At 39.1% G+C, this 10,919-nt stretch carries 8 protein-coding genes and 2 pseudogenes; 7 read left to right on the top strand and 3 right to left on the bottom strand.

What is annotated here, in order from left to right:
- Positions 1-776: 776 nt before the first annotated feature.
- Positions 777-1,016, bottom strand: a complete 240-nt coding sequence (locus tag AFK68_RS46530; RefSeq protein ID WP_371357507.1) for a hypothetical protein — start codon at positions 1,014-1,016, stop codon at positions 777-779.
- Positions 1,017-1,051: 35 nt separating this feature from the next.
- Between AFK68_RS46530 and AFK68_RS46525 the strand changes: the two genes are divergently transcribed.
- The 7 genes and pseudogenes from AFK68_RS46525 to AFK68_RS46505 form a co-directional block, all read left to right on the top strand.
- Positions 1,052-1,108 (top strand): hypothetical protein, encoded by a 57-nt coding sequence (locus AFK68_RS46525; protein WP_371357565.1) that lies wholly within the window; start codon positions 1,052-1,054, stop codon positions 1,106-1,108.
- Positions 1,109-1,434: 326 nt separating this feature from the next.
- On the top strand, positions 1,435-2,352 hold the full coding sequence (locus AFK68_RS26065) for a hypothetical protein (protein WP_094675367.1): 918 nt from the start codon (positions 1,435-1,437) through the stop codon (positions 2,350-2,352).
- A 1,381-nt stretch (positions 2,353-3,733) separates the two neighbouring features.
- Positions 3,734-3,820 carry a PEP-CTERM sorting domain-containing protein gene (locus tag AFK68_RS46520; RefSeq protein ID WP_094675373.1) on the top strand — a complete coding sequence of 29 codons (87 nt, stop codon included), beginning with the start codon at positions 3,734-3,736 and terminating at the stop codon, positions 3,818-3,820.
- An 81-nt stretch (positions 3,821-3,901) separates the two neighbouring features.
- Positions 3,902-4,451, top strand: a pseudogene (locus tag AFK68_RS46515) (tetratricopeptide repeat protein); the annotation flags it as partial.
- A 62-nt stretch (positions 4,452-4,513) separates the two neighbouring features.
- Entirely contained in the window at positions 4,514-4,780 is a 267-nt protein-coding gene (locus AFK68_RS46510; protein ID WP_371357564.1) for a tetratricopeptide repeat protein, read from the top strand.
- Positions 4,781-4,867: 87 nt separating this feature from the next.
- On the top strand, positions 4,868-5,728 hold the full coding sequence (locus AFK68_RS26045) for a sugar transferase (RefSeq protein ID WP_371357506.1): 861 nt from the start codon (positions 4,868-4,870) through the stop codon (positions 5,726-5,728).
- Positions 5,729-6,618: 890 nt separating this feature from the next.
- Positions 6,619-7,182, top strand: a pseudogene (locus AFK68_RS46505) (trypsin-like serine protease); the annotation flags it as partial.
- A gap of 1,259 nt (positions 7,183-8,441) precedes the next feature.
- Here AFK68_RS46505 and AFK68_RS26035 read toward each other — a convergent pair.
- On the bottom strand, positions 8,442-9,782 hold the full coding sequence (locus tag AFK68_RS26035; RefSeq protein ID WP_094676348.1) for a response regulator: 1,341 nt from the start codon (positions 9,780-9,782) through the stop codon (positions 8,442-8,444).
- Between the two features lie 543 nt (positions 9,783-10,325).
- Positions 10,326-10,919, bottom strand: a 594-nt coding sequence (locus AFK68_RS26025) for an alpha/beta fold hydrolase (RefSeq protein ID WP_094676358.1), incomplete at both ends; no start/stop codon positions are given.

The raw sequence follows: 10,919 nt of genomic DNA, 5'->3' as shown, positions 1-10,919 counted from the left end.
GTTACCGATGGTGCAGCTCCCACTTTTGCGGGTGCAGGAGTCGATCGTAACGGTCGCCCTAATGGGTCCAGATGCAGACCCCCTACCAGGAAATCAACTATTTACCAACGGTGGTCAAGTCGTGGAATCAACTGAAACAGCAATTCAATGGGATGCCACTCAGGTAGACCTGAATACCTTTGCTAGCGGACCAATACCAAACCGGGACTTGCTTGGTGTTGGAGAGAGAAACACTCCTGGTGCTTGCGCTTTAGTTCCTGGTTGTCGAGTTGTCGGCCACCCCAACCCTTTCTTTGGTAGTCCTGTAGTTGCTGACTGGGAGACCATCGACAACGGTAATAATGTCTTGGATGGTTTTGTAATTACAGTGGATGATTTCGATGAATCAGAGGTAATTTCTTTCAACTGGAATCTCCTTGGTGTTGACGGCAACCCTATTGGAATGCCTGGTACTGGTAATGAGTATGGTTTCGGTGCAGTAAATATTGCTCGTATACCTATCAATGAAGACCCTGATTCTAACTTCCGCATTTTTGAGCGAAATACTGGCGTAGAAAACACCAGTCGATTATTTGCAGAAAATTCTCGTCTAGTTACGGAATATTCTCCTGTGGACTATGATACAACTACTTCAGGTGCTGGTGGTTTTAATGCTACGAATGCGATAGCAACTCAAACTATTGCTTCTACAGAAGCAGATGAACCTATTGCTCTGTTTGCTGCGGAGTTTGGGGCGGGGATTACTGGTGCCTTTTTGAATCAGGCGGATAACATTTTTAATTCTCCTGTGAATGCTCAGTTAATTGATTATTCACAAAATCAATTTGATGACGATGATAATGACCAATTTGATGACGATGATAATGACCAATTTGATGACGACGGTAATGACCAACTCGGTGACGACGGTAATGACCAACTTGGTGACGATGGTAATGACCAACTTGGTGATGGCGGTAATGACCAGCTCGGTGATGGCGGTAATGACCAACTCGGTGACGACGGTAATAACCCACAATCAAAGTCAGTTCCCGAACCTAGTGCAATAGCAATGCTAGGAATGACAGTAGCCGCTTTAATTGGCTATAAACGTAAACGTCGTAGTTAACCACAGATATATGTAGGGGCGAATGGCATTCGCCCCTAGAGATGGTGTGTAATTTAATATTTTGCGTCAGTTCTGATTTAATATAAACCCGGTTTCTATACTTTTTTAACCGATACTACTCGCGTGTCTAGACTAAAGGAACGGAGAAACCTAGAAGACCTCACCCCCAACCGCTCTCCTGCAAGGAGAGGGGAGAATGCCCACCCTTCCCTTGTAGGGAAGGGGGTTGGGGGGTTAGGTTTTTTAACCCACATTTTCAAGCTAGACACGCTACTACAAAATTCGATCTAACAACAGAAATCCTATATTTATGCACTAAAGATATAATGAACGTTAACAACAAATACTTACAAATAGGGACTTGTTCCCTAGCTTTGTTAATTGCAGGAACTCCCGCTGCAACTGCAGCCAGCTTACAAAGTGCTGATGTAGTCGTTATTGTTGATGAATCCACTTCTATGTTCGGCGAACACCAATGGCTCGGCACAATGATTCCACAGCTAGATACAGCCCTACAAAGTAAAGGTCTCATAGACAACCGTTTTGGTCTTGTTGGATTTGGTAATTATAATTATAGCAATAACTCCCATAATTTGGGGCGATCTTTGCCTGTAGGTGGAGCTAATTTTGCAACTTCTGCTGAATTTACAACTGCGACGAATAACTTACTCGTATCTGGTTGGTTTGAAGATGGTTATTCTGCCATTGACTTTGCTCTAAATAACTATAGCTTTCGGGAAGATGTTGCCGTTAACTTCATCCTAGTAACAGACGAAGATCGGGATAATGGTAACTCTAGCCTCAATTTCACAAACATCCTGGCAGGGTTACAGCGAGGAACTGCAGACAGTAAAGATGATATTTTCTTGAATGCGGTAGTTAATGCCAACTTTGTGAATGATGCTATTGGAGTTAACTCAGAAGCAAATGCTTATATTGCCGACGGTAGTGGTGGATATAGAACAACCAAACTTCCATCCTTAAGTGGTATTGTTACCAATGCTTTCAGCAATACTGAAGCAGATTATATAGACTTAGCTCTTGCCAGTGGTGGCGCGGGATGGAACTTGAACCAACTGCGAGTTGGTGGTTCAACTGCAACCTCTTTTACAAGTGCATTTATTGATATCAAGGTTGAAGAGATGCAGCAACAACAACAGCACAAGAGAGTACCAGAACCTGTTTCGGTTTTAGGTCTTTTGGGTGTAGGTGTTTTAGGTACTACTTCATTAAACAAACAGTAGGGGCGAATGGCCATTACCCACTACAACACCGAACGTTCACCCATACATTTTTTGTCGATCTTCGACAAGATTTATCTTCGCTGTCGATTTTCGACAATGCTTTAATTTTTCTGTTATAGAATTGTGTTGGTTATGAATAATAGCAGTAACCGTATTTTTACAGAGGTGTTTCTACATTTAATCTAGGGCAAACAGCCGTTTGCCCCTACATCTAATCTACCAATAGAGATAATTATGAGCAATCAAAAACATCGTTTAATCAATCAAGCCATCTTAGGCATTGCTACTACTTTCGGTCTATTTTCTGCCTCCATTGCTAATGCTGCATCTCTCAATGTTCTGTGGTATGGTCAGAGCAATATTTACAATGCAACAATCTCAGAGTTAGCTGCTCTAGCACCAACATTTGACCCAGAAGGAGATGGCAGTTTAGATTGGAATCTCACTATCTGGAATCCTCAAGACNTAATGCTGCATCTCTCAATGTTCTGTGGTATGGTCAGAGCAATATTTACAATGCAACAATCTCAGAGTTAGCTGCTCTAGCACCAACATTTGACCCAGAAGGAGATGGCAGTTTAGATTGGAATCTCACTATCTGGAATCCTCAAGACCCTGCACCTAACTTTTCTGATTATGATGTTTTGGCGATCGGAGCTGCCGCGAGGAACAGGATACTTAATTTCGACCCCACTGGGATTTTAAATAACAAAGAGGCAATATCTGCAGCTAGGGGCAATCGTACTTTCTTAAGTGGTCAAGACCCAGACAATCATTACGGTTATGGTAACCCCGGTCCTCGTCCTAATGGTCCCCTCGGTTTCTTAGTGAATTCTGTTAATTGGGCAGGCAGTGCTGAAGGTATGGGTATTGTAGCTTTGGCTGGTCAGCAATGGTGGTTAAATGATCGCTCTTTTTTGAAGGATGAGTTAGAGGGTTATGCGTCCTACTTCCATACAGATAACGTGGTTATTCCCACAGAGACCTCAGACTTTGCAGTAAATGAAGGCTTAACAACTGCAGGTTTGAGTAACTGGGGTGTATCTTCCCATACTGCTTTCGACAAAAATATCCCAGGTTATTTGTCTATAAACGATGCTGGTTCTCGTCCTGGTTATGCGGTTACTATTGTCACTGCCTCTGAAGCTGATGGTGGCACTTTGGGGCAGGAAACAGAATCAGTTCCCGAACCAACTAGCACAGTCGCAATAGTTGGTTTAGCGATCGCTCTATTCAAATGCAAACGTCGTAGTTAAGGATTAGATTCCCCCTAGCCCCCCTTTCCAAGGGGGGGACTGGAGACCTGGTATGAATTTTTATTCTCTCATTTGTCAAATTCTTTAGCCCCCCTTACTAAGAGGGGTTGGGGGGATCGCCTTAGCTGAAAGAAAAAGTTCCCGAACCAAACAGCACAGTCGCAATAGTCGGTTTAGCGATCGCTCTATTCAAATGCAAACGTCGTAGTTAATCAGATATATATTTAGGGGCGAATAGCCATTCGCCCCTACCAAGAATCAACAACATAACTATCCAATTACCAATTACAAAAATGATGAACAGAATCTCTAAAACTATTCTCACTCTCACAATAGCAACCACACTCAGTACCTTAAACATAGCTTGCCAAAAAGTAACCCAAGTAGAAGCTATTAACGATAGCGCAGTAGAAAAAGTAGCTCAAAAAGATTATCAAGGGGCACTAACTGATTACAACAAAGCTATTGAAAAAGACCCCAACAATGCCACCTTATATAATAATCGAGGCAATGCTCATTTCCAAGCCCAAAACTATGAAGAAGCCATCAGAGATTATAATGAAGCCCTAAAAATCAAACCCGAAATGGCAGACACTTATTACAACCGCGCCTACGCTCGACAACAACTAACAGATTTAAAAGGAGCATTATCAGATTACGACAAAGCATTAGAATTTGCTACCGATGAAACAACTAAAATCAAAATCTATGGCAATAGGGCTACACTACATCATGCAGTCGCAAATTACCAAAACGCCCTATCTGACTACGCTCAAGCTATCAACCTCAGACCAGACATACCTCAAATTTACTCCAACCGAGCCAACCTTTATTATCAACAAGNAAAAGGAGCATTATCAGATTACGACAAAGCATTAGAATTTGCTACCGATGAAACAACTAAAATCAAAATCTATGGCAATAGGGCTACACTACATCATGCAGTCGCAAATTACCAAAACGCCCTATCTGACTACGCTCAAGCTATCAACCTCAGACCAGACATACCTCAAATTTACTCCAACCGAGCCAACCTTTATTATCAACAAGGAAAACTAGAACAAGCGATCGCTGATTATCGCAAAGCAGCAGACTTGTATCAACAGCAAGGAAATACTCAGTCTCAACAGGAATTACTAGCTATTGTCTCTAAAATTGAACAAAGCAATTAATCTGTAGGGGCGATTCATCTGTAGGGGCGATTCGCGTTTGCGTAGCATTCCGCAGGAAATCGCCCCTACAAGTCCCAGAAACCGGGTTTGTATTTAAACATTTTGCCCAACCGACATCTATTAGCACAAACCCGGTTTCTCACTCATATTTTGGATACCGCTCAGAAACCGGGTTTGTATTTAAACATTTTGCCCAACCGACATCTATTAGCACAAACCCGGTTTCTAAATCCACCGTGTAAGGTTCCAGATACAAAACTTCCCATTAATATTAAAGTTAAAAATATGAATACTCTAACTTTACAACACCACCAATCAACTAATCCATATACACAAACAACTCATCCATCTGTAACCAGCAAAACCAAACGTATAATAGACATTCTCGGAGCTTTAATAGGATTAGCAATTACAGGAATAGTCGCCATTCCCATCGCTATTTTCATGCAACTCGATAATCCTGGTCCGTTATTTTTTACTCAAGTGCGATGTGGTTTTTTAGGCAAAACTTTCCACATCAGAAAATTTCGTTCCATGATTATTGATGCAGAAGAATTAAAGCATTTAGTCAAAAACGAAGCTCAGGGAAATATGTTTAAAAACGAACGCGACCCCAGAATAACTAACATTGGTCGTTTCCTCCGTCAAAGCAGTTTAGACGAACTACCGCAATTTTGGAACGTTCTCAAAGGAGAAATGAGTTTAGTCGGAACTCGCCCTCCTTCTATTGATGAAGTCGAACTGTATCAAACACATCACTGGCGCAGACTGGAGGTAAAACCAGGCATTACTGGAGAATGGCAAGTAAATGGTCGTTCTAATATCAAAGACTTTGAAGAAGTAGTGCGTATGGATTTGAAATATCAGCAAAAATGGTCTATTGCATACGATCTCCAATTAATCTGGAAAACTATCTGGGTTGTCTTGAATAGATCGGGAGCGTGTTAAGAATTGAGAATTTAGAATTGAGAATTTAGAATTAATTTCCTCAAAACTTTGGCAATACATATAGGAAATGGTATTTGCCCTCTACAGAGAGTGTATTATTTCAGAATTTGCGTAAGTCCTGATTATATCATGTCAGGATAATCAGTAATACAGGACTTACACAGAACCACCATATTTTGTAGGGGCAAATGGCATTTGCCCTCTACAGATAGCTACAAATTTTACAGTGCTAAATGATTGATAAACCACACGGTCATAACCAAAACCCTGTAAGTCATAACCAAAACCCTGTAAGGGCGAATGCCATTTCCTAAGGTCATGCTCTGCAAACGCCCCTACTGTGATATTATACCGTTTTACTTGACATACTCCCGACGTTGCCCTTACGGGAAAACGCGGGGTTCTTCAGTCTGGGAAACCCTGACCGCTGTTTAAACAGAGGTGATGTCCTCCCCCTGTGTTGACATTGATACTAACAAAATGTACCTAGCTTGTCAAGGGCATATGAACAGCTTATGAAGGTANGAGGTGATGTCCTCCCCCTGTGTTGACATTGATACTAACAAAATGTACCTAGCTTGTCAAGGGCATATGAACAGCTTATGAAGGTATCCAAATCTTGGCCCTGGCTTTCCTTTATGACGCTCCCCTGCGGGAGAGCGCGGGACTTCCCGCCAGGGAAGTTAACGTCCCTACCTATTCCCTAAAACCAACTAATTGAATGATGATTAACCGCTTAATATCCTCAACCATACTTTTAATAACAACCGTTTGCTTTCATAACATTGCCCATGCTGGCACCATCCGTCACGATCGCCCTGACGAGGAATATACCTCCTNCCGCCAGGGAAGTTAACGTCCCTACCTATTCCCTAAAACCAACTAATTGAATGATGATTAACCGCTTAATATCCTCAACCATACTTTTAATAACAACCGTTTGCTTTCATAACATTGCCCATGCTGGCACCATCCGTCACGATCGCCCTGACGAGGAATATACCTCCTTAGCTAACCTATTTCCCAGTGTCGGTCATCTGGACACAAAATTCTCCTCTGGTGAATATACCTGCTCTGCCACTCTAATAGATCCAAGTTACATTCTTACGGCAGCACACTGTCTCGATCATAACAACCAAACGTTACTCAATGCTAACTTCTGGGCATACGGTATTTCCTACTCGGTGACAAATACTACTGCTCATCGCGGTTGGTTTTCTAGCGATCGAGACTTTACTGCTGGGTACGATATTGCTGTATTGCGTCTGGAAACTCCAGTTTTACACCTACCGTTAGCTACCCTATTTACAGGTTTTGATGAATCGGAACAAATAGGAACTTATGTTGGCTTCGGTGCTACAGGTAACGGTTTCACAGGTTCTTTACCCAATACAATAGGTACAAAAAGAGCAGGTCAAAATATTGTTGAGCTTGGTAGTAGTTTGGGGTTGTCANATATTGCTGTATTGCGTCTGGAAACTCCAGTTTTACACCTACCGTTAGCTACCCTATTTACAGGTTTTGATGAATCGGAACAAATAGGAACTTATGTTGGCTTCGGTGCTACAGGTAACGGTTTCACAGGTTCTTTACCCAATACAATAGGTACAAAAAGAGCAGGTCAAAATATTGTTGAGCTTGGTAGTAGTTTGGGGTTGTCAGAGAGCTTATTGTTATCAGATTTCGACAGTCCCCTAACATCATATCCTACCAAACCAGACACTATCCCTCTAGACTTAGAATATACGATCGCTCCTGGAGATAGTGGAGGCGGATTATTTATTAATGGTTATGTGGCTGGAGTTAGTTCCTTTGGTTGGGGGCAAAACGACGGATTAAATGATTCTAGCTATTACGATGTTGTTGGTTCCACTCGTGTTTCATCACATATTGACTGGATTTATGGTGCTATGTGGGCAATGGAAACATTGGAAACTAGCGATATTTTAAGCGGAATTAATTTTACCACAACTGGTAACGAATTTACAGAGAATCTCACAGAAGAAGATAACTATTTTGATCGAGAGAATGGGGTTTCAGCGATCGCTGATTGGGGTTTTGAAAATTATCAGGGTTATATGAATCAAGACTTGAAAGAAACGTCTGTTAAAGTTCCCGAACCAAATATAAATTACGGAATTTTGGCATTTGGTATTTTATCTATATTAGCAAAATGGGTTCATTAATTGATAATTGATAATTGATAATTACCTCTCCCTTTTAGGGAGAGGATTGACACTCTAAGGAACAGATTGATTTTTTTCCCTTGAAAGGGGAGGCTTCAAGGCGTGAATTATCTAATTATTTAATTGTTTAATTATTAATTATTTCGGTAAGATCGGAGCCAAAAGCAAAATGTACCGGATACACCAGAGGAGAAATTTCAAACCATAGAACCCTTGGTGCGATACCGTTTTACGGAAGTCAAAAGTCAAAAATCAAAAGTCAAAACTAAGATTTTATAGCCTCACAACTTTGAAGCTACAGAGATTTCAGGTAATTATATTATGTCCGGTTGAATAGTTATAAATAAGAAGGGAGAAGTCAGGAGTCAGGAGGGAAGAGGGAAGAGGGAAAAAGAAAGTATAAAAAGGAGAAAGTTTTTTTATCACGCTCTTATCCGGACATGATATTAGTTCTCCTCCCTTGTATAGTAGTCGCCATTACTATCAGGATATTATCGCACCTCTCAAGTTTAGTCCGTGCTGAGAATTTAACTTCTGACTTCATCTATATTTTTTGTAACAGGAATTTCAATGATAAATTCACTATATTCTTCTAGTTTGCTTTCTACTTCAATACTGCCATGATGTTGTCCAACAATAATTTCATAACTGAGAGATAAACCCAAACCTATTCCTTCTCCAGGTGGTTTAGTAGTTTGAAACGGATCGAAAATTTTATCTCTGATTTTTGAGTTTATTCCTATTCCATTGTCATAGATCCGAATTTCTACTTTTTCTCCTAAGTTGCAGGTTTGTACAGATACAGTGGGAGTAAAATCCTGATTGGTCGATTCCTGTTGTTCTAACTTAGTTTTGAGAGCGTAATAGGAATTATCAAACATATTAATAAAAGCCTGAATCAGATCTGAATATGACACTAAAACTTTACCTATTGAATTATCGTAATTAGTATTAATTTTGATAGGAAATTTATCTTTTTCCCAGAGACTCTGACCAGCAAATTGCAATGATTGCGTTAAAATATTATTCAAATTACTAGATTGTAACTGACTACTATCCAGTCGTGCGTGTTTGACCATCATTCTAATAATTTTTTCAGCTCTTTTACTATGTTGATAAATTCCATCTGTATTATGTTTCAGCTCATTGATTATTTCTGTAAAATCATCAAACTTTTCAGCTTCAATTTTATTGATTTCTAAAGTTAAATCTTCCAGAAATTCATCTAGTAACTCTGACGAAAGTTGAGCAAAATTCTGAACAAAATTGAGGGGATTACAAAGTTCATGAGCAATACCTGAAGTTAAAGTACCTAAGTAGGCAAGTTTTTCTTTAGAAACAATCTCCTTTTGGGCTACTTGTAACTCTTGTAATGTTTTTTTAAGCTTTGCTTCTGCTATTATTCTTTGTTGAATTTCTTCTTGAAGTAGTATATTTTTTTTCTTTAATTTTTTGGTTAATTCTCGCAGTTGTATATGCACTTTTACTCTTGCTAAAACCTCGTCTATTTTAATTGGTTTAGTAACGTAATCTACCGCTCCCACTTCAAACCCCGTAATCTTATCTTCTGTATCTGATAAAGCAGTCATAAAAATTACAGGAATATCTTTAGTTTCTGGATCGGCTTTTAAGCGCTTACAGGTTTCAAAACCATCAATTCCCGGCATTAAAACATCGAGTAAAATAATATCTGGACTATTTTCTCTTGCTTGTTTTAAACAATTATTACCATTAAGAGATACTAAAATATTAAAATTATAACTCTCTAAAACACTAACTGCTAATTTCATATTGATTGGATTATCATCCACAATTAAAATAGTGTTGTTTACTGTTTCAGTTGTACTATCATTCTCAACTATACTCATTTGACTTTAGACCTAATTCTAATTTTCCAATATTTTGACATTTAGAAATAAGCGGTCAGCAATTAGCACTCAATAGGATTATTTTTTTTTACCTGGGAGAAGGGAATTGAAACCTCAATCTGCTAAAAGCCGATCGCTCAAAGCTAATAGCTAATTAATTAATTGTTGGTAAAAATTCACTGACAACTTGAACAAATTCTCTTGTTGACTCATAAGGTAAAACATTGCGTCCTGAAATTTGATTACCTTTTGCTTGAGGCAAATATTTTAAATAAGTTTTCATTCTTTGTTCTGGAGTTTCAGTTTTGTTTGTTTTACTAATAGTTGATGCTTGACTTCCTACTAATACTAAAGTAGGTTGATAAATTTGAGCGATCGCCTGACTAAAATCCTGTCTCCAAAAGCCTGCTAAAAAAGAAAAAACAGCATACTGACTTTGGGAATTTTTTGCCCCTTTTTCCAAAGTTTCTAACCATTCTTCATCAACTTGATTAGGATCGGCAAATAATTGTTTATTCGAGAAAGAATCTAAAAATTTTCTANACTTCCTACTAATACTAAAGTAGGTTGATAAATTTGAGCGATCGCCTGACTAAAATCCTGTCTCCAAAAGCCTGCTAAAAAAGAAAAAACAGCATACTGACTTTGGGAATTTTTTGCCCCTTTTTCCAAAGTTTCTAACCATTCTTCATCAACTTGATTAGGATCGGCAAATAATTGTTTATTCGAGAAAGAATCTAAAAATTTTCTACTCCGTGCATAGCGATAAAAAGCTTTACCAATTGGTGAGTAAAAAAGATTCCATCTCAATTTATTTTGCACAGGTGAACTAGCTTTTTGCATTAACTCAAGTTGGGGAGGTCCTGATAAAATTAAACCAGAAATTAAATTTGATTTTTGTTGTAGTTTTACTAGAGATACAGCCACAGGAAATAAAGCACCTTGCACAATTAAAATTACTGGTCTTTGCACAATTTTCTCTAAAAAATATTGTAATTGTTCAGCCCAATCTACAGGGTAATATGCCACAGATGGCATATCACTTTCACCACACCCTAATAAATCTGGATTATAAATAGGATTTGGGAAATTTTCCTCCTGCCATAGAGAACAAAATAGATGCCAGAAAAATTTAGA

Source organism: Hydrocoleum sp. CS-953, assembly GCF_002260545.1.
GTDB lineage: Bacteria > Cyanobacteriota > Cyanobacteriia > Cyanobacteriales > Microcoleaceae > Trichodesmium.
Note: the sequence above shows the minus strand (reverse complement) of the source record. Positions and strands in the feature narration are given on the sequence as shown.

What these genes read in the sequence shown, in the direction of transcription:
- AFK68_RS26035 (WP_094676348.1), bottom strand. Translation starts at nt 9,782, where the DNA reads ATGAGTATAGTTGAGAATGATAGTACAACTGAAACAGTAAACAACACT.
- AFK68_RS26065 (WP_094675367.1), top strand. Translation starts at nt 1,435, where the DNA reads ATGAACGTTAACAACAAATACTTACAAATAGGGACTTGTTCCCTAGCT.